The 23768-nt window shown below is 71.5% G+C and carries 21 protein-coding genes; 13 read left to right on the plus strand and 8 right to left on the minus strand.

Annotated features, from left to right (window positions below; all coding sequences use genetic code 11):
* The first annotated feature begins 7 nt into the window (after window positions 1-7).
* The 3 genes from ACYSUO_RS28735 to ACYSUO_RS28745 are packed head-to-tail and all read left to right on the plus strand — an operon-like array spanning window position 8 to window position 1999.
* A complete protein-coding gene (locus ACYSUO_RS28735) occupies window positions 8-433 on the plus strand; it encodes a nuclear transport factor 2 family protein (protein WP_461779144.1) in 426 nt (141 codons plus the stop codon).
* Window positions 430-1296 (plus strand): NmrA family NAD(P)-binding protein, encoded by an 867-nt coding sequence (locus ACYSUO_RS28740; RefSeq protein WP_461779145.1) that lies wholly within the window; start codon window positions 430-432, stop codon window positions 1294-1296. Before ACYSUO_RS28735 ends, ACYSUO_RS28740 begins: the two co-directional genes overlap by 4 nt.
* A 31-nt stretch (window positions 1297-1327) precedes the next feature.
* The gene (locus ACYSUO_RS28745) at window positions 1328-1999 is read left to right on the plus strand and encodes a phosphotransferase family protein (RefSeq protein ID WP_461779146.1); all 672 of its coding nucleotides are present in this window, start codon (window positions 1328-1330) and stop codon (window positions 1997-1999) included.
* 45 nt (window positions 2000-2044) lie between these two features.
* On the opposite strand, the gene ACYSUO_RS28750 is transcribed toward ACYSUO_RS28745, so the two are convergent.
* Window positions 2045-2923 carry an EamA family transporter gene (locus tag ACYSUO_RS28750; RefSeq protein ID WP_461779147.1) on the minus strand — a complete coding sequence of 293 codons (879 nt, stop codon included), beginning with the start codon at window positions 2921-2923 and terminating at the stop codon, window positions 2045-2047.
* A gap of 68 nt (window positions 2924-2991) precedes the next feature.
* On the opposite strand from ACYSUO_RS28750, the gene ACYSUO_RS28755 reads away from it, so the two are divergent.
* Window positions 2992-3867, plus strand: coding sequence for a LysR family transcriptional regulator (locus ACYSUO_RS28755; RefSeq protein ID WP_461779148.1), 876 nt, complete (start codon window positions 2992-2994; stop codon window positions 3865-3867).
* Window positions 3868-3894: 27 nt separating this feature from the next.
* Here the strand turns inward: ACYSUO_RS28755 and ACYSUO_RS28760 are convergent, their stop codons facing one another.
* Window positions 3895-5388: an alpha/beta fold hydrolase gene (locus ACYSUO_RS28760; protein ID WP_461779149.1), complete on the minus strand. Its 1494-nt coding sequence runs from the start codon at window positions 5386-5388 to the stop codon at window positions 3895-3897.
* A gap of 79 nt (window positions 5389-5467) precedes the next feature.
* Here ACYSUO_RS28760 and ACYSUO_RS28765 point away from each other — a divergent pair, with 79 nt between their 5' ends.
* The 5 genes from ACYSUO_RS28765 (at window position 5468) to ACYSUO_RS28785 (ending at window position 11589) form a co-directional block, all read left to right on the plus strand.
* Window positions 5468-6433 (plus strand): helix-turn-helix domain-containing protein, encoded by a 966-nt coding sequence (locus ACYSUO_RS28765; protein ID WP_461779150.1) that lies wholly within the window; start codon window positions 5468-5470, stop codon window positions 6431-6433.
* Between the two features lie 136 nt (window positions 6434-6569).
* The gene (locus tag ACYSUO_RS28770; protein ID WP_461779151.1) at window positions 6570-8156 is read left to right on the plus strand and encodes an AMP-binding protein; all 1587 of its coding nucleotides are present in this window, start codon (window positions 6570-6572) and stop codon (window positions 8154-8156) included.
* Window positions 8157-8226: 70 nt separating this feature from the next.
* Window positions 8227-8763: a helix-turn-helix domain-containing protein gene (locus ACYSUO_RS28775; protein WP_461779152.1), complete on the plus strand. Its 537-nt coding sequence runs from the start codon at window positions 8227-8229 to the stop codon at window positions 8761-8763.
* A 109-nt stretch (window positions 8764-8872) separates the two neighbouring features.
* The gene (locus ACYSUO_RS28780) at window positions 8873-10024 is read left to right on the plus strand and encodes an aminotransferase class V-fold PLP-dependent enzyme (RefSeq protein ID WP_461779153.1); all 1152 of its coding nucleotides are present in this window, start codon (window positions 8873-8875) and stop codon (window positions 10022-10024) included.
* Window positions 10025-10098: 74 nt separating this feature from the next.
* On the plus strand, window positions 10099-11589 hold the full coding sequence (locus ACYSUO_RS28785; RefSeq protein ID WP_461779154.1) for an amino acid permease: 1491 nt from the start codon (window positions 10099-10101) through the stop codon (window positions 11587-11589).
* Here the strand turns inward: ACYSUO_RS28785 and ACYSUO_RS28790 are convergent.
* From ACYSUO_RS28790 to ACYSUO_RS28800, 3 genes are all read right to left on the minus strand, one after another.
* Window positions 11577-11966 (minus strand): VOC family protein, encoded by a 390-nt coding sequence (locus tag ACYSUO_RS28790; RefSeq protein WP_461779155.1) that lies wholly within the window; start codon window positions 11964-11966, stop codon window positions 11577-11579. The genes ACYSUO_RS28785 and ACYSUO_RS28790 overlap by 13 nt on opposite strands.
* 154 nt (window positions 11967-12120) lie before the next feature.
* Complete coding sequence (locus ACYSUO_RS28795; RefSeq protein WP_461779156.1) at window positions 12121-13944, minus strand: glycoside hydrolase family 2 protein; 1824 nt, start codon at window positions 13942-13944, stop codon at window positions 12121-12123.
* Window positions 13945-14115: 171 nt separating this feature from the next.
* Window positions 14116-15132 (minus strand): LacI family DNA-binding transcriptional regulator, encoded by a 1017-nt coding sequence (locus ACYSUO_RS28800; protein ID WP_461779157.1) that lies wholly within the window; start codon window positions 15130-15132, stop codon window positions 14116-14118.
* Window positions 15133-15354: 222 nt separating this feature from the next.
* Here ACYSUO_RS28800 and ACYSUO_RS28805 point away from each other — a divergent pair, with 222 nt between their 5' ends.
* Genes ACYSUO_RS28805 through ACYSUO_RS28820 form a run of 4 tightly spaced genes read left to right on the plus strand, consistent with a single transcriptional unit; the run spans window position 15355 to window position 20862 of the window.
* A complete protein-coding gene (locus tag ACYSUO_RS28805) occupies window positions 15355-16668 on the plus strand; it encodes an ABC transporter substrate-binding protein (protein WP_461779158.1) in 1314 nt (437 codons plus the stop codon).
* A gap of 8 nt (window positions 16669-16676) precedes the next feature.
* Window positions 16677-17597, plus strand: coding sequence for a carbohydrate ABC transporter permease (locus ACYSUO_RS28810; RefSeq protein ID WP_461779159.1), 921 nt, complete (start codon window positions 16677-16679; stop codon window positions 17595-17597).
* Window positions 17594-18502: a carbohydrate ABC transporter permease gene (locus ACYSUO_RS28815; protein WP_461779160.1), complete on the plus strand. Its 909-nt coding sequence runs from the start codon at window positions 17594-17596 to the stop codon at window positions 18500-18502. The genes ACYSUO_RS28810 and ACYSUO_RS28815 overlap by 4 nt, the downstream gene beginning before the upstream one ends.
* On the plus strand, window positions 18499-20862 hold the full coding sequence (locus ACYSUO_RS28820) for a glycoside hydrolase family 31 protein (protein ID WP_461779161.1): 2364 nt from the start codon (window positions 18499-18501) through the stop codon (window positions 20860-20862). Before ACYSUO_RS28815 ends, ACYSUO_RS28820 begins: the two co-directional genes overlap by 4 nt.
* A gap of 49 nt (window positions 20863-20911) precedes the next feature.
* Here ACYSUO_RS28820 and ACYSUO_RS28825 read toward each other — a convergent pair whose 3' ends face one another.
* The 3 genes from ACYSUO_RS28825 to ACYSUO_RS28835 are packed head-to-tail and all read right to left on the minus strand — an operon-like array spanning window position 20912 to window position 23728.
* Window positions 20912-21763 carry an alpha/beta fold hydrolase gene (locus tag ACYSUO_RS28825; RefSeq protein WP_461779162.1) on the minus strand — a complete coding sequence of 284 codons (852 nt, stop codon included), beginning with the start codon at window positions 21761-21763 and terminating at the stop codon, window positions 20912-20914.
* The gene (locus ACYSUO_RS28830; protein ID WP_461779163.1) at window positions 21760-22410 is read right to left on the minus strand and encodes a LuxR C-terminal-related transcriptional regulator; all 651 of its coding nucleotides are present in this window, start codon (window positions 22408-22410) and stop codon (window positions 21760-21762) included. The genes ACYSUO_RS28825 and ACYSUO_RS28830 overlap by 4 nt, the downstream gene beginning before the upstream one ends.
* A gap of 31 nt (window positions 22411-22441) precedes the next feature.
* Window positions 22442-23728, minus strand: coding sequence for a sensor histidine kinase (locus tag ACYSUO_RS28835; protein ID WP_461779164.1), 1287 nt, complete (start codon window positions 23726-23728; stop codon window positions 22442-22444).
* Window positions 23729-23768 lie beyond the last annotated feature (40 nt).

Genomic DNA, 23768 nt, shown 5'->3' on the forward strand with positions numbered 1-23768 from the left:
GACACCCATGTCCGCTCCCACCGCTCCGGCGGAGCTGTACCGCCACAGCCTGAAGCTGCTCCTGGACAAGAACATCGCCGACTGGGTCGGCCTGTGGGCCGAGGAGGGCGTGATGGAGTTCCCCTTCGCACCCCCGGGCTGGCCGCGGCGACTGGACGGCAGGGAGGCCGTCGCGTCGTACATGCGCCACTATCCCGACCACATCGACCTGCACGAATTCCCGGAACTGCGGATCCACCAGACCACCGACCCGCGGACGATCGTGGTCGAAATGCGCGCCGTCGGCCGCCTGGTGGAGCCGGACGGGCCCTTCGACATGACCTACGTCGCGGTCGTCACGGTCGAGGACGGACACATCACGTCCTACCGCGACTACTGGAACCCCCTGGCCGTCCAGCAGGACGGCGCCGACTTCGCCGGGAGCACCCGATGACCACCACCGACAGCGCACGGCTCACCGGCACCACACTGGTCATCGGCGCCACCGGCACCACGGGCAGCCGCGTCGCCGCGCAGCTCACGGCGGCCGGCCACCGCGTCAAGGCCGCCAGCCGTCGCGCGACCCCGGTCCCCGGCACGGAGCCGGTCGCCTTCGACTGGTACGAGCCCACCACCCACGACGCCGCCCTCGACGGAGTCGACCGTGTCCACCTCGTACCGCCCGTGGGCGACGTCGACCCAGCGGCCGTCATGCTGCCGTTCCTCCGACGGGCCCGCGCCGCCGGCGTCCACCGCGCGGTGCTGCTGAGTTCCTCGGCCGTCCCCGAGGGCGGACCGGCGGTAGGGGCGGTCCACCAGGAGCTCCCCAGGCTCTTCGACGACTGGGCGGTGCTTCGCCCCTCCTGGTTCATGCGGAACTTCACCGGCGCGCACGCACACGCCGTGAGCATCCGCGAGGAGGGTGTCATCCGGACCGCGACGGGGAGCGGCCGGGTCGGCTTCATCGACGCCGAGGACATCGCGGCCGTCGCCGTCCGCGCCCTGACCGACGACGTCGCCCCCAACACCGATCTCGTACTCACGGGCCCCGAGTCCCTCACCTACGACGACATCGCGACGCTCCTCACCGAGATCACCGGGCGCTCCGTGACACACCATCAACTCCCCTACGAGCAAATGCGCGACCTCCTCGCGGCGCAGATCCCGGGAGACTTCGCCGCGATGCTGGCCGCCATGGACCGTGCGATCGCCGAAGGGGCGGAAGACCGCACCACGGACACCGTCGAACGCGTCACCGGCCGTCCCCCGGGCAGCTTCCGCGCCCTGCTCGAGCACGAGCTGCGGCACGCCACCTGACGTTCACCACGCCGTGGCCGATGATCGCCACATGCGCCCGCTGAAGCACGGCTACACCAACCGCACCCTCACCAACGACACGACCGTGGAGAAGACCTACGACGGCCCCGACGCCACACCGAGACTGCACCGCGAACGCACGCTTCTCCCCCACCTCCGGGACCAGTTGCCCGTACCGCCGGTACTCGACGCGACCGCGACCACCCTGAAACTCGGGTTCCTGGCCGGTGTGCCGGGTCAGGAGTTGTTGGACGCCGGCCACGCCGCGGAGGTCCTGACAAGCTGCGGGAAGCTACTCCACCGGATCCACCAACTCACGCCGCCCGTAGCCGCATTGGGCGTACGCAGAGCAGCCGAGGTCCTCGTACACGGCGACTTCGGCCCCAACAACCTGCTCCTCGACCTCGGCACCTTCGAGGTCACAGCCGTCGTCGACTGGGAGTTCGCCCACTTCGGGGCTCCGGTGGAGGACCTCGCCTGGTGCGAGTGGATCGTGCGGACGCACCACCCCGCGCACTGCGACGCGCTCGGCCACTTCTTCCGCTCCTACGGCGACGAGGTACCTCCCTGGCCGGTGCGCCGTGCGGCCATGCTGGCCAGGTGCGAGGAACTGCGCCGGTTCTGCGAGCGGTGGGAGGCGGGCGGCCGGGGCGCGCGGCAGTGGCGGGAGCGGGCTGCCGCGACGGCCGGGTGGGAGGAGTGATCCGGCGCGCGGCCTCCTCCTGCCACCTGACGACCTCTGAGGAACCTACGTACGGGTGGTGGAAGTGCCCACCGCCACCGCGTTCGCCCCCACGATGACGGCGATCGCCAACCACGCCAGGTGGTCGAGGTGTTGGTCGAGGACGAGGAGGCCGACGAGGGCTGCGAAGACCGGGTTGACGCTCATGAAGACGCCGAAGAAGCGGGCGGGGACGCGGCGCAGTGCCAGGAGGTCGGACAGGAACGGCACCGCTGAGGACAGGATGCCCGCCGCCAGGGCGCAGAGGAGGGCCGTGACCGTCGGCGGGTGCAGGTACAGGACCGTGAGGCCGATCGGGAGGTAGAGCAGGCCGGAGACACCGGCCGCCACGGCTGAGCCCTGGAGGCCGGGCAGGCGGTGGCCGACGGCCCGGTTGAGCAGGATGTAGCAGCCCCAGCACACCGCGGCGACGAGGGCGAGCCCGATGCCGAGGTAGTCCGTGCTCGGCCGCGGGCGGGTGAGCACGACGACCGCCGATGCGGCCGCCAGGGCGCAGAGCAGGTCCAGGCGGCGGCGCGTTCCCGCGAGGGCGACGGTGAGCGGGCCGAGGAATTCGAGGGTGACCGCGAGGCCGAGGCCGATCCGGTCGATGGCCAGGTACAGCGTCAGGTTCATCGTGGCGAAGACCGCGGCCAGGGCGAGGACGAGGCGCCATTGGGCGGCGGTGAAGCTCCGTATGCGCGGGCGGCCCGCCGTCAACAGCACCACGGCGGCGACCCATTGACGTACGGCCACGACTCCCGCGGGGCCGAGCACGGGGAAGGCCAGCGCTCCCAGGGACGCTCCGACCTGGTTCGACAGGCCGCTGCCGAGCATCAGTGCGACGCCGCCGGCGTGCGGGGAGGGTTCGGCAGCTGCAGTGGAGGGGTGGGTTGTGGTCGCCATGGTGTGAGGTTCGACCCGTGCGGGGCATACGCAAAATGCATGGCGTGGCGCTCGGATACGCTGAGCGTATGGATGAAGGAAGCGGGCTCGCCGGGCTCGAGCTGCGGCATCTGCGCTGTCTGCTCGCGATCGTCGACACGGGCAGCTTCACCGACGCCGCGATCCAACTCGGCGTCTCCCAGGCCTCCGTGTCCCGCACCCTCCACGCACTGGAGACCGTGCTCGGCGTGCGCCTCCTGCACCGCACGAGCCGCGCCGTCACCCCCACCACCACCGGCGTCCGGGTCGTCCACCGCGCCCGGCAGCTGCTCAGCGAGGCCGAGAACCTCGTTCGGGAGGCCACCACGGGCCATACGCGGCTGCGGATCGGGCACGCCTGGGGAGCGTTCGGGCGGCACACCACCGAGTTCCAGCGCCGCTGGCACCAGCGGTACCCGGACGTCGAGTTGCTCCTGGTGCGGCACAACAGCCCCACCGGCGGACTCGCCGAGGAGGCCGGCGACCTGGCCGTCGTACGCCACAAGACCGATCTGCGCCGCCGCTACGCGTCCGCCGTCGTCGGCCACGAGCCCCGCTACGTCGTCATGGCCACCGACGACCCCTGGGCCAGGCGCCGCCGCGTCCCCCTCGCCGACATCCGCGAGCGCACCGTCGTCGTGGACCGGCGCACCGGCACGACCACCGCCGACCTGTGGCCCGGCGACCCGCACGGCGACGTCGAGTACACGGCCGACGTCGACGACTGGCTCGCCGCCATCGCCACCGGCCGCTGCGTCGGCGTCACCCCGCAGGCCACCGTCGCCCAGTACCGGCGCGAGGGTGTCGTCTTCCGCCCGGTGTCGGGCGCGGATCCGGTGCCGGTGCGGGTGATCTGGGACGAGCGGGATCCCCATCCCAGTACGCACGCGGCCATCGCGTTGCTGAGCGAGTTGTACGGCGGCTGAGGGCCGGAGCCGTGCTCGTACCACCTCTCACTTCAGGCCCAACCGTCCCAGCACCCGGCCCATCGCCTCCCTCACCGCCTCTCGCGCGCAGTCGCTGTGGTCGAGGCCCTCGAAGGCGTGCGGCGCCCCCGGTACGTCGATGACCTCGACCGGGGCGCCGCCCGCCTCGGCCGCCCCGACGAACTCGGCCACCGTCGTCGCGACCGCGGGGGCCTCGCGGCCGACCCGGATGAGGACGAAGGGCGGCGTTCCCCCGCGCGCCACTACGTCCGCGGGCCGGAACCGGGGGTCGTTGACGCCCCAGTTGGGCAGCGGCGCCATGATCGGATAGTTCGCTGCCAGGCAGCGCAGCCACGGCGGGGCCTCGGCCAGCCACGGCGCCGTGAGAGGGCCGCCGCCGGAGAAGAACCACAGCGCGATCCGGTCGGCGTCGACCCGCGGATCCGCGCGCACCTCGGCCACCGCGGCGGCCACGTCCTCGGCCGCCGTCGGGTACGCGGTGACCGCGTGCAGCCGGTGGTCGAGCGTGACGCCGATCGCGCCTCGTGATGCGGCGAAGCGGGCGTAGCCGATCAGGGTCGGCCAGTCGCGCGGTGTCGGTCGTGCGTCCTCCGGCACGGGTCCGCCGTGCACGAACACGATCGCGGGGCGCGGCTGCCCGGGGTCCGCACCTTCGAGGACGTACAGGTCGCTGGCGCCGCGCCGTTCGCGCGGGATCTCCGGTACGTCCAGGAGGAACGGCCGGAGGTATCCGGACTCCCCCGCTTCCTCCTCGCCCACGGCTTCGAGGCGGGTGCCTTCGTCGGCCGCAGCTCGCAGCAGCACGTCGGCGAGCTCGTCCGGGCAGGACAGCATCGGCCAGTGTCCGGTTGGCAGTTCGAAGAAGGTCACGTCCGGGCGGACGAGCGCCTTGATCGTCGGGTCGCCGAAGCGGAGCAGCATGCGGACGGTGTCGATGGTCGCGCCGCTCTCCGCACAGAGCACGCCCGTGGTCGGCAGGCCGTTCGCCGCGCCGGACAGACGCAGCGGTTGCAGCAGGGTGCCGAGCGGCTGGGGCGAGGCGTGCGCGGTCAGCCGGTCCAGGGCCTCGTCGGACACCCCGGCGGTGCTCCCCCAGCGCCGCCACTCCTCCCGGGTCGGAACCGGCAGCTCCCCCTTGCTGTCCCCGTCCTCGGCGAGACGCTCGCGCAACTCCTGGTCGGGGACCGCCGCGAGGGACACGGAGCCGTCCTGCACCGGCCCCGTGTCCAGGTACACGATCCGCGCGACGCGATGGGCCCGCCGGTCCGCCGCCCCCACCGCCGGATACGCGCCGTAGTCGTGCCCGACGAGGACGATGTCCTGCCCCTCCGCGACGGTGTCGATGGCCGCGACGACCCTTGCGATGTGCGCTTCAAGGTCCCTGACCGGTCCGAGGTCCACCACCTGGACCTGCGCGCCCTCGGCCGCCAGTTTCCCGGCCGTGTCCCGCCACGCGTCCGGGCCCGTGAACAGGCCCGGTACCACCACGAACTCCGTCATCTCCACGTCCTCCACGTCCTACATCAGTGGCTGTCAGCGATGGCGGGTACGTTAGGAACTCCCCCTGAGGGAGGTTCAAGTGCACCTGTCGACCGACTCGCCCGCGGAATCCGGGGACGGGCTGTGGAGCATCGGTGAGCTCGCCGAGCACGCGGGCACGACCGTCAAGACCGTCCGCTTCTACTCCGACAACGGACTGCTCCCGGAGCGCGCCCGCAGCACGGGCGGGCACCGCCGGTACGGCGCCGACGCGCTGGACCGGCTCCGGACGATCCGCTCCCTGCGCGGACTGGGCCTGCCCGTCCCCGAAGTGCGGCGCATCGTCGACGAGCGGGCGGGGGCGGACGGGGCGCTGGAGGACGCCGTCGCGGGGCAGTTGCGCACGATCGGCTCCCGGCTCAGCGCGTTGCGCTGGCAGGAGGCGGCGCTGCGCCTCGTTCAGGAGTGCCCGCCGCAGGAGCGGGCGGACCGGCTGCGACTCGTCGGCTCCCTGGATACGCCGCCGAGCACGGCGCCCTTGGCCAGGTTCTGGCGCGCCTGGCTGCCGCCACGGATGCCGGCATCCTCGCGAACGGCCTTTCTCGAGGCCACCGTTCCGGCACCGCCCGACTCCCCGTCCCCGGGCCAGGTGCTCGCCTTCGCCCGGCTGTGCGCGCTGGTGTCACGCCCGTGCTCGCCGGACACGGAACCCACCCAGCCCGCCGCGCACCGCACCGCGGGCGCACGCGAATCCGCCGTGCTGTACGCCGGGTTGGCCGAGTCCTACGACCTGGCGGCGAAGCCGATGCGGGCGGGCGAGGCCCCCGCGCCGGGCGAGGCACTCGACTGCTTCGTCACGACGTACGCGAGTGTGACCGGGGCCCGCGACACACTGGCCTTCCGCCGCGGCCTCTCCCGGCAGCTCGCCTCCGATCCGCGCCTCGACCGCTACTGGGACCTGGTGTCGGAACTGACCACCCCGGACGGCGCCCCACCGGAGCCGACTCCGGGCACGGCCCACGACTGGCTCCTCGCGGCGCTGGATACACAGCTCGCCGACGCCTGACCTCGCGGGCGAGGCGCGACGGGCCCTGTTGCCACGACTTGGTGGGCATCGGACGGGGTAGGCAAGCCCCGACTCCCGCCGGGGCAAGGTGCGACTCCCGCCGGGGAGGACGCCATGCTCCGTCAAGGAGGACGCCATGCCGGATCCCGCCGCCGCCCCGTCTCTCGACGCGCTGTCGTACGAGCCGCTCACCCCCACCGCGTACCTGGACCGCGCCGCAGCGGCGCACGGCGACCGGATCGGTGTCGTCGACGGTGAACGGCGTTGGACCTACGCGGAGTTGCACGACCGGTGCACCCGCCTGGCGGGCGGCCTGGCGCCGCTCGCCGACGGGCGCCCGGTGGCGGTGCTCGCGCCGAACACACATGTGCTCCTGGAGGCGCACTACGGCGTGCCGTGGGCAGGTGTGCCGCTCGTGGCGGTGAACACGCGGCTCGCGGCGGCCGAAGTCGCGTACATCCTGAGCCATTCGAAGGCGGCCGTGCTGATCCACGACCCGTCGTTCGACGTCCTGGTGGACGACGCGCTGGCCCGCCTGGACACCCCGCCCCGCCGGATCAGAGCGGGCGCGGAGTACGAGTCCCTGCTGGCCGGGGCCGAGCCGCTGCACCGCACCCCGGCCGACGAGCGCTCCCTCCTCGCCGTCAACTACACATCGGGGACGACGGGCCGCCCCAAGGGCGTGATGTACCACCACAGAGGCGCGTACCTGCAAGCCGTGGCCATGGTCGGCCACACGGGACTCACCCCCTCCGCCGTGCACCTGTGGACCCTGCCGATGTTCCACTGCAACGGCTGGTGCTTCCCCTGGGCGGTGACCGCGGCGGCAGCCACACACGTATGTCTGCCGAAGCTCGATCCCGCCGAGGTGTGGCGGCTGATCCGCGAAGAGGGTGTGACACACCTCAACGGCGCACCCACGGTCCTCTCGATGATCGCCTACGCCCAGGAGGCGGCCCCGCTGCCCGAGAACCGCACCATCCGCATGGCGACGGGCGGCGCCCCGCCGTCGCCCGCGATCCTGCGCAGGATGGGCGAGTTGGGCTTCGACGTCACGCATCTGTACGGGCTCACGGAGACGTACGGACCCGCGATGTTGTGCGACTGGCGCCCCGAGTGGGACTCCCTGGACGGCGCGGCGCAGGCCCGCCTCAAGGCCCGCCAGGGCGTGGGCAACATGATCTCGTGCACGGCCCGTGTCATCGCCGACGACGGCACCGACGTCCCGGCCGACGGCACGACCACCGGCCAGATCGCGCTGCGCGGAAACAACGTCATGCTCGGCTACTTGGACGACCCGGAGGCGACGGCGGCCGCCGCGCCGGACGGCTGGTTCCGCACCGGTGACCTCGGCGTCGTGCACGCCGACGGTTATGTGGAGCTGCGGGACCGCTCCAAGGACGTCATCGTCTCGGGCGGCGAGAACATCGCGTCGGTCGAGGTCGAACAGGCCATCATGGACCACTCCGCGGTCCTGGAAGCGGCGGTGATCGCGGTCCCCGACGAACGCTGGGGCGAGGTCCCGGCCGCGTACGTCACCCTCCGGGACGGCGCCTCTGCGACCGCCGCGGAGATCATCGACCACGTCCGCACCCGCCTCGCCCGCTTCAAGGCCCCGAAGTCGGTGACCTTCGGCGATCTGCCCAAGACGTCGACCGGGAAGATCCAGAAGTACGTGCTGCGGGACAAGGCGTGGGCGGGGGCCGCGCGGCGCATCAATTGACCGGCGCCCTCGGAGGACTGCGGCCTGATCCGAACGACACACCCTGGCCATGGTGGTCTAACCTCGCCCCGTGATCGGCAATCGGATACGCGAGCTGCGCAAGGCCCACAAGATGACCGTGCGGGAGCTGGCGGCGGCGGCCGGGGTGTCGACCGGGCTCGTGAGCCAGGTCGAGCGCGGGCTCACCGACCCCAGCCTGGAGACGCTGCGCCGGCTCTCCGCCGCGCTCGGGCTCCCGCTCTTCGACCTGTTCCGGCAGGACGAGGCGGAGGAGGTCGCGCTGGTGCGCCGCGAGCGGCGGATTCAGGTGCGCTCGCCGCAGGGCGGTATCGAGTACACGCGGGTGTCGGCCGGGTCGGCGCGGCTCGAGGTCCTGGAGGGCACGCTGGAGCCGGGCGGGGCGTCCTCCGACGCACGCTACAGCCATCCGTCCGAGGAGTGCGTGCTGCTGCTGAGCGGCAGCCTGGTCGTCGAAGCGGGCGACGGGCGCTACGAGTTGGGCCCCGGCGACAGCTGCACGTTCGACTCCCGCATCCCGCACCGCTACGTCAACGAGGGCGACGAGACCGCGCGGTTCCTGGTGAGCGTGACACCGCCGAGCCGGTGACCCCGGCTCCCAAGTGCCGGTGCCCGCACACCCATTGACGCGGCACGCACCGGGCTGATTCGATCACCCGCACTGAACACGTTCACCGGGATTGAATGCGAGTCGCCCCGTGCCGATCGACACCCTGGACACACCCGAACGCTTCCGCGCCCGGTTCCCCTCCCTCAAGGACACGGTCCACCTGGCCAGTTGCAGCCAGGGAGCGGCGTCCGAGCACGTACTGGCGGCGCTCCAGGAGTTCCAGTGGTCCATGCGCAGCCACGGTGCGCCGTGGGGCGAGTGGATGGTGCAGGTCGACGCCGCGCGCGCCGCGTTCGCCGCGCACATCGGTGCCACCACGGACGAGATCGCCGTGGTGAGCTGCGCCTCCGAAGGGGCGTACCAGGTGGCTTCGACTCTGGACTGGTCGCGCCGTCCGGGGCTTGTCACGACGGACATGGAGTTCCCGTCCATCGCGCATGTGTGGCTGGCGCAGGCCGGGCGGGGCGCGCAGGTGCGACACGTACCGGACGAGGACGGGATCGTCCCCGCCGCCGGGTACGCGGACGCCATCGACGACTCCACCCACCTCGTCTCCATCCCCCTGGTGTCGTACCGCAACGGCGTCCGGCTGCCGGTCGCCGAGACCGTCCGGGCGGCGAGGGCCGCGGGCGCGCGGGTGTTCATCGACGCGTATCAGGGGCTCGGCGTACTCCCCGTCGACGTACGGGAGTTGGACTGCGACTACTTGGTGTGTGGCGCGCTGAAGTATCTGCTGGGCGTTCCCGGCATCGCCTTTCTGTATGTGCGGGGCGGTGTGCGGGACGAGGTGGCGCCGCAGCTCACCGGGTGGTTCGGGCGGGTCGATCCCTTCGGTTTCGATCCCCGTGCGCTCGACTTCCCCGACACCGCGCGGCGCTTCGAGACCGGCACGCCATCGATCCCCTCCGCGTACGCCGCCGCGGCCGGTCTGCGCACTCTGGCGGAGCTCGACGCCAAGGATGTCGAGGCGCACATCCGCGAACTCACCGCGTACGCCCACCAGCGCCTCACCGAGACCGGCGAGACACTGGCCTCGCCCGCCGACCCCGAACTGCGCGGGCCTCAGGTGGCGTTCGCCGACCCGGATCCGGACGCGCTGGCCGGCGCGCTCGCCGAGCGCCGCATCGTCACCAGTCCGCGCGGCACCCTGCTCCGCGTCTCGTTCCACTACTACAACACCCTCGCCGACGTCGACGCTCTGATCGCCGCGCTCGGAGAGATACGCGCCAAGACGCGCTGATCGCTGTGCCCGCCGAGATACGCACCAAGTAGCAGCACGTCCAGGAACACCGCACCCATCACGGAGCGAGTGACATGCCCGACGACCCGCGCACCGACCCGGTACCACCGCAAGACCACGGCCTGAAGCGGTCCCTGACCGGTCGTCAGCTCAGCATGATGGGGCTCGGCGGCGCCATCGGCACCGGCCTGTTCCTCGGTTCGAGTCTCGCCATCTCGGCCGCGGGCCCGGCCACGGTGATCGCCTACGTGGTCTGCGCGCTGATCGCCCTGGTGATCGGCTGGGCGCTCGCCGAGATGACGTCCGTGCATCCGGCGGCCGGTTCCTTCGGCAGCATCGCGCGGCACTATCTGGGCCCGCTCGCGGGGTTCGTGATCCGCTGGACGTACTGGACGATCCAGGTCATCGCGATCGGCGGCGAGGTGATCGCGGCCGGCATCTACGTGCGTTTCTGGTGGCCCGAACTCCCGCTCTGGCTCCCGGTGGTGGCGTTCTCGCTGCTGCTCCTCGCGGCGAACGCGCTGAGCGTCGGGGTGTTCGGCCGCCTGGAGTACTGGTTCTCCACCATCAAGATCACCGCTATCGGTGTCTTCGTGCTGCTCGGCTGCGCGTACGTATTCCTCGGGCTGCCGGGCCACCCGGCGGTCGGCACCTCGAACCTCTCCGGTCACGGCGGACTGCTGCCGCACGGCATGAGCGGCCTCGCCACCGCCTTCGTCTTCGTGATCTTCAGCTACATCGGCACCGAGATCATCGCGGTGACCGCGGCCGAGTCCGAGAACCCGGTGCGGGACATCCCCCGTGCCGCCCGGCGGATGGTCGTCCGCCTCGCGCTGTTCTACGTCCTGGCCATGGCGATCGTCGTCACCGTCGTGCCGTGGACGCGCACCGCGAAGGGCGGCGACGTCACGGCGAGCCCCTTCGTGCAGCTCTTCGACGTCGCGGGCATCCCGGCGGCGGCCGGCATCATGAACTTCGTCGTCCTCACCGCGGCCCTCTCCAGCGCCAACGCCAACACGTATCTGGCCACCCGCATGATCCACTCCCTGGCGGTGGACCGGCACGCGCCGCGGCTTTTCGCACGGGTCGGCACGCGGGGCGTCCCGCACCGGGCGCTCGCCGTCTCCGGCATCGGCCTGGGCGCGGCCGCGCTCCTCTCGGTGCACTCCGAGGACACGGCGTACATCCTGCTCTTCGGCATCTCGGTGTTCGGCGCGCTGGTGGTGTGGATCCTCATCCTGGCCACGCACCTGGCCTTTCGCCGCCACCGCACCCGGCACGGCCTGCCCGCCTCACCGGCCCGGCTGCGCGGCGCCCCCTTCACCACCGTCGCGGCGGCCCTCGCCCTCGCGGCGATCCTGGCCTCCACCGTGTTCATCGAGGGCCTGGAGGACTCCTGGAAGGCGGGCCTGCCGTTCTTCGCGGTGCTGGTGGTGGTGTACCGCTTCGGGGCCCGGCGGTACGAGACGGCGGGGGCGCTGCCGGACAGTACGACGCCGGAGGGAACGGCCCCTGCCGCCCGCGAGCCGGTCGACCGCTCCAGCGAGCCGGATCACTCCAGGTAGTGGGCGCGCCCGTCGTCGTCCATGTCCACGGACCCTTCGGGCAGGATGCAGAACTCGTTGCCCTCCGGGTCCGCCATCACCAGGAACCCGCCCTCGTCGTACTCCTCGAGCCGCCGCCCGCCGAGCGCCTCGACCCGCTGCTGCTCGGCGGCGAGGTCGGACGAGGTCAGGTCGACGTGCATGCGGTCCTTGCCGGGCGTGGGCTTCGGGTTCCGCTGGAACCCGAACACCAGGCCGCCCTCCCGGCGCAGCCAGATGTACGGTCCCGTACGGCGGTCGATCGGCCGCCCGAGCAGCTCGGACCAGAAGGCGGCCAGCCGCTCGGGATCCTCGGCGTCGATGACAAGGGCCGCGATCTGCACGGGTGTTGCCGGCATGAGGTGACCTCCAGGAGAGTGTGTCCGTCCTGGGCCATGGTGGCAGCCGGGGCGACGGCCTCGTCGGACCAGGCCACCGGCACCGTCGCGCGGCGGATGAAGCCCTCCGTGAGCAGAGCGGGCCCCGCACGGGTGTGCGGGTCCCGCCTTCGGCTCAGCCCGTCCCGTCCCCCTCGATGGCGGCGGGCCGCACCTGCGCCGCGCGGACGCGCGCCACGTCCAGCTTCTCGGAGCGGTCGAAGCGGTAGATGCCGTTCTGCTCCTGGAAGACGTCGGTGAGCTGCGTGTAGCAGTAGCCGAACATGTCCGGGTCGTCCAGGAGCACGCCGGTGAGGCCGGCGAAGCGGTGCTGGAACTCCTCCTCGTCGCGCGGGCGTTGGCCGTATCCCCACGAGACGTCGCGGTCCTCGCCCGCGGCCTCCGCCTCGTCCGAGTTCCACCAGATCCCGCCGAACTCGCTGCAGAAGTACGGCTGTCCGCGGTACGGGACGGACCAGGTGGCGTCCGGTGTCTCGTCCTGCGGGTTGATGAACGGCTCGTCCTTGGCGAGGCCGCTCATCAACTTCCCGAAGACCTCCGGGTTCTGCTCGTAGCAGTGGGAGTCGTAGATGTCCGTCTCCGGAACGCGGTGCGCGTAGCCGGAGGCGTCGAGGACGGGGCGGGTGGTGTCGGCGGCCTTGGTGGCGAGGAACATGGCGCGGGTGACGTCGTCGAGGACGGAGCGGCGGTCGGAGAGCCGCTGGCGTGTCTCGTTGAGCGGGCACCAGCCGATGATCGACGGGTGGTTGTAGTCGCGCTCGACGGCCTCCAGCCACTGCGCCACGAAGCCGCTGGTGGGCTGCTGGTTGTCCTCGCTCACGGGGCCCGTGCTCGCGCCCCAGTCGCCGAACTCGCCCCACACCAGGTAGCCGAGGCGGTCGGCGTGGTGCAGGAAGCGCTCCTCGAACACCTTCTGGTGCAGGCGGGCCCCGTTGAAGCCGGCGGCGAGGGAGAGTTCGATGTCACGGACGAGCGCCGCGTCGTCGGGGGCCGTCATCAGGCCGTCCGGGTAGTAGCCCTGGTCGAGGACGAGGCGCTGGAAGACCGGTTCGCCGTTGAGCAGCACCCGCTTGCCGTCGACGGTGACCGAGCGCAGGCCCGCCGTGCACACCGCCGAGTCGACGACCGCGCCGGACGCGTCGACGACGTCGAGGTGGATCTCGTACAGGTGCGGGTCCTCGGGCGACCAACTCCTGCGCCGTTCCTCGGGGATGGCCAGCACCAGGCGCGGCGCGAGGTCGAGGTGTGCGGCGACCGAGGTCTCGGCCACTGTGCCCTGCGCGTCGGTGAGGCGGGCGCGGACGTGGTGGCCCGCGCGGCTCCCGGACAGTGGGAGTTCGAGGTGGAAGCAGCCCGCGGCCAGGTCGGGGGTGATGCGGGGGCGGCCGAGGTGGGTGTCGGCGACCGGTTCCATCCACACCGTCTGCCAGATTCCCGTCGTACGGGTGTAGAGACAGCTGTAGTTGGCGTAGCGGTCGGACTGCTTGCCGCGTGCCTGCGGGCCCTTGGACTCGTCCCTGGCCCGGACCACGATCGTGGCGTCCTCGCCGGGCCTTACCGCGTCGCCCAGGTCGGCGCTGAACGAGGTGAATCCGCCGCTGTGCCGGGCCACTTCCCGCCCGTTCACCCAGACCGTCGCGTCGTGGTCCACGGCTCCGAAGTGCAGCACGGCCCTGCGCCCGGCCCACTCGGCGGGCACCCGCACGGTGCGCCGGTACCAGACGGCGGCGTGGAAGTCGGTGTCTCCGATGCCGGACAGCTCCGACTCCGGGCAGAACGGGACGGTGATCCGCTCGGGCAACTCGGCCTCGACCAGGCCGCGTTCGAGCCCGCTGTCGCCGGGGTCCCGGGCGAACTGCCACGGGCCGTTGAGGTTGAGCCAGTCCGTGCGGACGAAGCCGGGGCGCGGGTACTCCGGGCGGGGAAGGTCCTGGGCCATGCACTCTCCTGGGTCCTCGTGACGGCTGCGTTCGAGGAGCACGGTGCGGCGCGGTCCACGCGCCGCCGAACCGGCTGCCCTCGACACTCATCTCAGCCATCTCAGCATCGATTTACATCGCTGTAAATGAGAACAGGAGAACTGCCGGGCCGCCGCCGGCCCGCTCACCGTTCAGGCAGTCGGCTCCGGCGCGCTCTCCCGGACCACCAGCGAGTGCGGCACGAACTCGTGCCTGCCGAGCCCGTCGAAGCCCTCGATGCGCTCGATCAGCAAGTCGAGCGCGCGCCGGGCCAGTTCGGCCTCGTCGGCCCGTACGCAGGTCAGGCTCGGCCGCACCGCCGACGCGAGGGTGCTGTCGTCCCAGCCGGTGACGGCGACGTCCTCCGGCACCCGCAGCCCCCGCTCCCCGAGTGCGCGCAGCGCGCCGAGTGCGACCAGGTCGTCGCGGCAGAAGACGGCGTCGGGCGCCATGCCGTCGTCGAGCGCGGCCCCGAGGGTCTGCGCGGCGGAGTGCGCGTCGGCCACCCGCCCGGTGACGATCAGGGCGGGGTCGACCGGGAGTCCGCAGGCTTCCAGGCCCTGCTGGTAGCCGATGAGGCGCTGGCGCGATGTCTCGCTCGGCGCCGACTCCTCGGCGCACAGGTAGGCGATGCGGCGGCGCCCGAGCGCGGCGAGATGCTCGACGACCTGCGCAGCCGCGCCAATGTTGTCGATCCGCACATGGTCGAGGGTGAGCGGCGCGGCGCTCTCCCCCAGGAGCACGACCGGGACCCCTCTGCGATGCTGGGCGATCTCCGTGGAGTTCAGCCAGGACGGCTGAAGCAGCACACCGTCGACGACGCCCGCCTCCTGCGCGGACAGCATGGCGCGCTCGACGTCCGGGGCGTCGCCCGACTCCTCGAGCAGCAGCCGGTATCCGCGCTCCCCCGCCGCCCGCGACAGGACGTGGGCGAGCTCGGCGAAGTACGGGATGCGCAGGTCGGGGAAGGCGAGCGCGATCATTCCGGTGCGCCCGGTGGCGAGGTTGCGGCCGCGCAGGTTGGGCCGGTAGCCCAGCTCGTCGATGGCGCGCTGGACCTTGGCGCGCGTGCTCTCGCGTACGTGCACATAACCGTGGACGACGTTCGAGACCGTCTTCGTCGAGACGCCGGCGTGCTGGGCGACATCGCTCAGGCGGACGTTGGGCACTTCGCCTCCTGGTGGGCCGACGCGGGGTCCGCCGCGTGGATGTGGACTGACGCGGGTTCCGCGCCTGGTGGGACGCTCCGCCGACTGCGCGCCGAACCCTACCTGTTGACACTCAAATTTACAGCGCTGTAAGTTCGCCGCGCTCTGCTCGTAACTCAACTCACACGCCTCGGGGCCCGCGCGCCCCGAGGTCGCGTGACACCACTCCCAGGAGGCGACGAGGTGACGATCGGACCAGAGCGAGCCGCGATCCGGGGTGCCCGCGGTCCGAACCGGCGCGGCTTCGTCGCCGCGGCCGGGGCCGGAGCCGCGCTCGGCGCCCTCGGGCTCACCGGCTGCGGGGGCGACGCGGCCGGGCAGTCGCGGACCACCATGCGCTTCTATCTGCAGAAGCGGGAGGTCCTCACCTACTTCGACAAGGTGCTGGGGAAGTTCGAGCGCAGCCGGCCCGGGGTGCGCGTGGTGCACGACACGACGGACGCCATCGCGCCGCAGTTCGTCCGCGCCCAGCCCGCCGACGTGGGCTGCTTCAACAACAACCTGGAGCTGGCCCGCTACATCGAGCGCGGCGTGCTCTCCGACGTGTCGGACCGGCCCGCGGCCCGCCGCATCACCGGCAGTGTCGCCCGGCTCGCCGAGCAGTACGCGACGTATCCGGGGCGGACCAGCGTGCTGCCGTACTCGCTGGCCGCCGCCGGAGTCATCTACAACAAGGATATCTTCGCGAAGTACCGGCTTCCGGTGCCGACGACGTGGTCCGAATTCGTCGACGTGTGCAAGGAGTTGGAGGCCGCGAAGGTCACACCGATCTACGCGACGAGCAAGGAGGTGTGGACGGTCTGGCAGGGCCTGTTCGACTACTGCGCCGGCGGGCTCGTCGACACCGCGTCGTTCTTCCACAAGCTCCAGGAGCAGGGCACGGACATCGGCCCGTCCTCGCCCGTCTCGTTCCAGAAGGACTTCGCCGAGGCCATGGACCGGGCCCGTACGCTCACGAAGTTCTACAACCGGGACGCCGCCACCCGCTCGTACCCGGACGGGAACCTCGCCTTCGGCAAGGGCCGCGCGGCCATGTATCTGCAAGGCCCCTGGGCCCTGACGCAGATCGCCGCGGTCGATCCGCACCTGGACATCGGCACCTTCCCGCTGCCCGTCACGGAGCGGGCCGCCGACCGCAAGGCGCGCGTGAACATCGACCTCGCGCTCTGGATCCCGACCGGGGCCGAACACCCCGACGAGGCGAAGGAGTTGGTCGACTTCCTGATGCGGCCCGAGATCATCGACGCCTACAACCGGGACAACCTCGCGTACGGAGTCACCAAGGACGCGCCCGCGGCGAAGGACCCGCGGCTGTCCGGGCTGCAGCCCTACGTCGACTCGGCCTCCTTCTACCTCGGCGCGGGCACCTTCATCCCGCCGTCGATCCCCGTGGGCAACTACCTCCAGACCGCGATCGCGACCGGGAACTTCGACGCGGTGCTGCGGCAACTCGACGCCGACTGGCGGCGGATGGCGATCCGCTCCTCCACGAAGTAGGAGACCTCATGGCTGTTCCTCCACCCCTCCCAAGAGGAGCGTCCGTCACGCCGTCCGTCCGACGACGGCGCCGGGTCGAACCCATCTACTACTGGTTCCTGCTGCCGACTCTCGTACTGTTCACGGGACTTGTCCTGGGGCCCGCCCTGGTCGGCATCTTCTACAGCTTCACCGACTACGTCGGCTTCGGCGAGTGGCGGTTCACCGGCCTGACGAACTATGTGGCGCTCTTCTCCGACCCCGCCATCTGGGAGTCGTACAAGTTCACCCTCGGCTTCGCCCTGGTGACCGTGATGCTCGCGCAGAGCATCGCGCTGGCGCTGGCGATCGGGCTGACGAGCCGGGTCCGGTTCCTGACGGCGTTGCGGGGCGTCTTCGTCATCCCGATGATGATCTCCGGGATCGTCGCCGCGTACGTCTTCGGCTACCTCTTCGCCAACACCCTTCCCTCGATCGCCACTTCGCTGGGGATCGGGCCGCTGGAGGAGAGCATCCTGGGCAATCCCGACCTCGCCTGGGTCTCCATCATGCTCGTCTCAGCGTGGCAGACCTTGCCGGGCGCGCTGCTCATCTACATCGCCGGCCTCCTGGCGATCCCCGGCGAGCTGTACGAGGCGGCCGCCATCGACGGCGCCTCCGCCTGGCGCCGGTTCCGCTCCATCACGCTGCCCCTGGTGTCCGGGTACGTGGTCATCAACACCATCCTCGGCGTCAAGGGCTATCTGAACGCCTACGACATCATCAAGGGCCTCACCGACGGCGGGCCCGGCACCGCGACCAACAGCGTCGCCATGAAGATCTTCAGCGGCTACTCGGGCGGCGACTACGCCTACCAGATGTCCAACGCCACCGTCTTCTTCGTGCTCACGGTCGCGGTGTCCCTGCTGCAACTCCTGGCCACCCGCGGAAGGGGGCTTCGGCTGTCATGACCACCACTCTCCCGCCGTCCGAGCGCACCACACGGCACACACCACCGCTGCGCCAGGCCGCCGCCCGCGCCCGCCGCCGCGGCAAGGACGCCACCAACCGGCCGGCCACCCTCCTGCTCGTGGTCGCCTCGCTCTCGGTCCTGATACCGCTGTACGTCACCGTCGCGATGTCCTTGAAGACCTCCTCGCAGGCGGCCGACGGCGATGCCTTCGCGCTGCCCTGGCCCATCGACCTCGGCAACTTCGCCGAGGCGTGGCGCATCACGCGCTTCCCCGTCTCGTTCTCGATCTCCGTGGCGGTGGCCGCGGCCTCGGTCCTCGGCACGCTGGCGCTCAGCTCGCTCGCCGCGTACGCCATCGCCCGCAACTGGGACCGGCGGATCTTCCGCTGGTCGTTCTTCTATCTGCTGGGTGCGATGTTCCTGCCGTTCCCGGTGGTGGCGCTGCCACAGATCAAGCTGACCGCGCTGCTGGACATCGACAGCCCGGTGGGCGTCATCCTGCTGCACATCGTCTTCCAACTGTCGTTCAGCGTCCTGCTGTACACCGCGTATCTGCGGTCGATCCCGCTGGAGCTGGAGGAGAGCGCACGCATGGACGGGGCCACGACGTGGCAGATCTTCCGGCGCATCATCCTGCCGCTGCTCGGACCGATGAACGCGACGGTCGGCATCTTCGCGTTCCTCGCCTCGTGGAACGACTTCATGCTGCCCTCGCTGATCACATCCGATCCGGCGCTGCAGACGCTGCCGGTCCTCCAGAACATCTTCCAGAACAAGTTCGACACCAACTACAACGTCGCCTTCGCCTCGTACCTCATGGCGATGGCACCGACCGTACTCGTCTACCTGTTCTCCCAGCGCTGGGTGATCAGCGGACTGACCCAAGGGGCCGTCAAGCAATGACAACGACAGCACTCAGCAGGATCCCGGCCCACCCCCGCGCCCGGGACGCGTCGGTCCTGCGCGGCGACCACTGGCGTGTCACCGTGCTCACCGAGGGGCTGCTGCGTCTGGAGTGGTCCGAGGACGGCGGGTTCGAGGACCGCGCGTCGAGCTTCGCGCTCCACCGCGACCGGACCACGCCCGAGTTCACGGTCCGGGAGAGCGACGAGGCCCTCGAGGTGTCCACGAGCCGCCTCCATCTCCTCTACGACCGGCGGGAGTTCAGCGCGAACGGTCTGGTCGTCACGTCCCCGGCCGGTGGCCGCTGGCGCTTCGGGGAGCGGCGCCCGGACAACCTGGGCGGCACGGCCCGCACCCTAGACGACGCGGACGGGCGCATCCCGCTGGAGGACGGTGTCGCCGCCCGCGACGGGATCGCCGTCATCGACGACTCGACGTCGTTCCTCTTCGACGACGAGGGCTGGGTGGCATCGCGCGAGCCCGGACGGCTCGACCTGTACGTCTTCGCGTACGGCCACGACTACGGCGAGGCGGTGCAGGCGCTGTACGCGCTGTCGGGGCGGCCGCCCGTGCTGCCGCGCTGGACGCTGGGCAACTGGTGGAGCCGCTACCACGCGTACACCACCGACTCGTACCTGGAACTGTTCGACCGCTTCGACGCGGAGAAGCTGCCGTTCTCCGTGGCCGTCATCGACATGGACTGGCACCGCGTCGACTCGGTGCCGGCGCAGTACGGCACCGGCTGGACGGGCTATTCGTGGGAGCGCAAGCTCATCCCCGACCCGGAGGCCTTCCTCGGCGAGCTGCACCGCCGTGGCCTGCGGACCACCCTGAACCTGCACCCCGCCGACGGGGTCCGCCCGTTCGAGGACGCGTACCCGGAGGTGGCGCGGGCGGTCGGTGTGGACCCCGCCTCCGACGCGACGATCCCCTTCGACCTCACCGACCGGGCGTTCCTCGACGCCTACTTCCGCCTCCTGCACCACCCGCTGGAGGACCAGGGTGTCGACTTCTGGTGGGTCGACTGGCAGCAGGGCAGCACGTCTCGGATCCCCGACGTGGACCCGCTGTGGCTCCTGAACCACTTCCACTTCCTCGACTCGGGGCGCGAGGGCCGCCGGCCGATGGCGTTCTCCCGCTACGCCGGCCCCGGCAGTCAGCGCTACGGTGTCGGCTTCTCCGGTGACACGGTGGTGTCCTGGGAATCCCTCGCCTTCCAGCCTGAGTTCACCGCGTCGTCCGCCAACATCGGCTACGGCTGGTGGAGTCACGACATCGGCGGCCACACCCGCGGCGTCCGCGACGACGAACTGGCCACGCGTTGGCTGCAGTTGGGTGTCTTCTCCCCCATCCTGCGCCTGCACTCGGCGAACAACCCGTTCATCCGCAAGGAGCCGTGGCAGTTCCCGTCCGAGCCTCGGCAGGCGATGGGCGACGCGCTCCGGTTCAGGCACCGGCTCGTGCCGTACCTGCACACCATGAACCACGTCGCGGCGACCGGCACACCGCTGGTGCGCCCGATGTACCACGTCGAGCCGGAGCGCCACGAGGCGTACGACGTGCCCAACCAGTTCACCTTCGGCAGCGAGCTGATCGTGGCGCCCCTCACCACCCGCCGGGACGAGGTGACACTGCTTTCGTCCACACCGGCGTGGCTGCCGCCCGGGACCTGGACCGACATCTTCACCGGCACGGTGTACGACGGCGACCGCCACATCGAGCTGCACCGCGGCCTCGACGGGATGCCGGCCCTGCTGCGCGGCGGTGGCATCCTGCCGTTGGCCGGGCCCGACGACCTGGACGCCACCCGCAACCCCGAACACCTCGAACTGCTCGTCGCACCTTCGGAGAGCGGCACGTTCACCCTGATCGAGGACGAAGGCCAGGGCGACGGCACGAACCTGCGCACCGTCACCACGCGTCTGGAGTGGGACGCCGGGTCCGGCACCCTGCGCATCGGCGCGACGGACGGTCCCGAGGGCATCGTCCCCGCCGCCCGCACCTGGACGGTGACGTTCCTGGCGGACCTGCCCACGGGCCCGGCCCTCGTCGACGGCAACCCCTGCGACGTCACCGGCGGACCGGGCCGGTTCAGCGTCACGGTCGGGGCGGCGGCCACCTCCTCCGCCACGACGGTCGAGGTGAAGCTCGGCTCGCCGCTCAACCCGGACCGTACGCGGGACACCATCCAGGGCATCCTCGCCGCGGCCCAGTTCGACAACCCGACGAAGCTGGAGATGTGGCGCATCGTGACGTCCCCCGGCCCGCTGACGTCGAAGATCTCGGCGCTGCATGCGCTGCGGGTTCCTGCGGAGTTGTTGAGCGCGGTGATGGAACAGTTGACGGCCCGGGAGCGGTGATCCGGAGCCACCGCTGATCCGGATCCGCCACTGATCCGGAGCCGCCACTTCACCCCAGGAAATCCACCAGCGTGGCGTTCAACTCCTCCGGTGCGGTGAGCGGCAGGGAGTGGTGCGTGGCTCCGCGGAGCACGGCCACCTCGCCCCGTGGGAGTGTCAGGCGAGCCTTGTCTGCGACCTTGCCGGAGTGGTGGGCGCGGCTGTGCTCCGCGAGCAGCGTCAGCACCGGCATCCGGAGGCCGGTGACCCGCGGGCGGCCGCCGGCGATGAGCTTGCGACCGGGAACCGTGGCGGCCAGCGCGTAGAGGCGTTGCCAGTCCTCGTCCGGGTGGGCGTCCCGCGTCTCCCAGGCCAGAAAGGAGCGGGCACGGGCCTCGCTCGGGCGGACGAGGGTGGGCAGCGCGCGCAGCAGATAGCCGGGGCGGAATCCGGCGAAGACCTGCGTGGGGTCGACGAGGGCGAGCCGGTCGATCCGCTGCGGGGCGTGCAGCGCGTACCGGACGGCTGTCCAGGCGCCGTACGAGTGGCCGCACAGGTGCGTGCGGGTGAGGCCGAGCCCGTCGAGGAGCGCGTCCATCCAGGCCATCAGGTCGTCGGCGTTCCGCAGCGGTACGCCACGGCGTTCGGTGCGGCCGGCGTCGCCCAGCAGATCAATCGCGTAGATCCGGTACCGCTTGCCGAGATCCGGTGCGTTGGCGAACCAGACCAGACCCGTCGCCGAGCCGCCGGGCAGCAGCACGAGCGGTCTGCCGTCCGCCGGTCCGTGCACATGGACCCGGGTACGCCCGTACGGCGTGACGACGTCGCGCTCTTCCGTGAACTCGGGCCAGCGGGCCAGGAGTTCGTCATAGGCGCGGTCGAAAGCGGACAGGGACACGGGTCTTCCTCTCGATCGGCTCATCCTCGGTCCAGATACGCCAGCACCGCGAGTACCCGCCGGTTGTCGTCGTCCGACACGGTGAGCTCCAGCCTCTGGAAGATGTTGGCGGTGTGCTTGGACACCGCGCGTTCCGTGACGACGAGCTTCTCGGCGATGGCGGCGTTGGAGCGGCCCTGCGCCATCAGTTCGAGCACCTCGGTCTCCCGGGGAGTGAGGCGGTTCACGGCGCGGTCGCGGGTGGAACTGCGGGCCAGGAGCTGCGAGATGACCTCGGGGTCCATCGCGGTGCCGCCCGCGGCGACGCGGCGTACGGCGTCGACGAACTGCGCGGCGTCGAACACACGGTCCTTGAGCAGATAGCCGGTGCCTCCTCTGCCGTCGGCCAGGAGTTCACGCGCGTACAACTGCTCGACGTGCTGGGAGAGGACCAGGATCGGCAGCCCGGGACGGGCCCGGCGGGCGGCGAGGGCGCACCGCAGGCCCTCGTCGGTCTGCGTCGGCGGGAGCCGGACGTCGACGACGGCGACCTCGAGGCTCGGTTCCTCGAGCGCGCGGGCGAGATCGGGTCCGTTGTCCACCGCGGCGAGCACCTCGAAGCCGAACGCCTCCAGCATGCGTACGAGTCCGTCGCGCAGCAGGAAGAGGTCCTCGGCGATCACTACGCGCACGCTGGCTCCCGTGGGGCTCTCGGCAATCGGCTCACGCCACGCTACCGGGCGGGAGCAGGCTGCACGGGATCTCCATCGTGACGCTGGTGGGTCCGCCGTCGGGGCTGTGCACGGTGAGGGTGCCGTCGAAGGCGTCGAGTCGGCGGGCGATGCCGCGCAGGCCGGAGCCCTCGGGGTCGGCGCCGCCGCGGCCGTCGTCGGTGACGTCGATGCGCAGGACGCCGTATTGGTGGGTGAGTTGGAGGCGGATCCGGGTGGCGGCGGCGTGCTTGGTGGCGTTCGTCAGTGCCTCGCTCGTCGCGAAGTAGGCGGCGGATTCGACGGCGGCCTCGGGGCGGCCGGGCAGTTCGGTCCGGGGCTCCACGGGCACGGGCATCCGCAGGGCCAGTGCGCGGACGGCGTCGGAGAGGCCGCGTTCGGCGAGGACGGGCGGGTAGATGCCGCGGACGAGTTCGCGCAGTTCCTCCAACGCCCGGACGGAGTCGGCGCGGGCCCGGGCGAGCAGCGCCCGGGCGGTCGCCGGGTCGCTCTCCATGAGTGCGTCGACGGTGCCGAGGTGCATGCCCATCGCGACGAGCCGGGCCTGCGCGCCGTCGTGCAAGTCGCGTTCGATGCGGCGCAGTTCGGCGGCGGAGGCGTCGACGGCGTCGTGTCGGGTCCGGGCGAGTTCCTCGACGCGCTGCCGCAGCTCGGCGCCGTGCGGGGCGAGCAGCCATCGGGTGAGCGTGAAGTGGACGCGGAGCATCGGTTCCGCCGCGTAATAGGCGGCGACGGCGATGAGGGTGGCGAGTACGGCGGCGGCCAGTGCGGTGGCCTGGCCGCTGACCGGGACGAAGCCGTACCACCACACTCCGCCGTCGAACGCGCGCCAGAGTCCCGCCGCGAGCGCGTAGCCCTCGACCGGGTACGCGACGAGTGCGGCGGGCAGTAGCGCGGTACCGAATCCGGCGGTCATGTCGGCCGCGAGCCAGCGCAGGTCCCGCCAGGTCGCCGGGTCGCGCAGCAGCCGCAGACACGCGTCCGGCTGCCCGAGCAGACCGGTCAGCCGGTCGCCCGGCCGAGGCCGGTACGCGGCCCGCGGGATCGTCACGCCGCACCAGCGCGCGGCCAGCACGCGCCGTACGTCGGCGTGGGAGCGGACGAGGCGCAGCAGCGGCGGGGTGGTGAACAGGCCGACGCCGGCCACGATGCAGACGATCGAGACGACGGACGTCACGAACAGGACGAGGGATCCGCCGAGCGACAGCAGGGACAGCGCGAGGCCACGAGCCCCGGCCAGCGCCGCCCCCTTGATCCGCTCGATCCGTGTGACGCGCATGTCGGTGATCCGTCCGCCGCCCCGTAGCCCCGTTCCGCTC

The organism is Streptomyces sp. UC4497, from assembly GCF_054871485.1.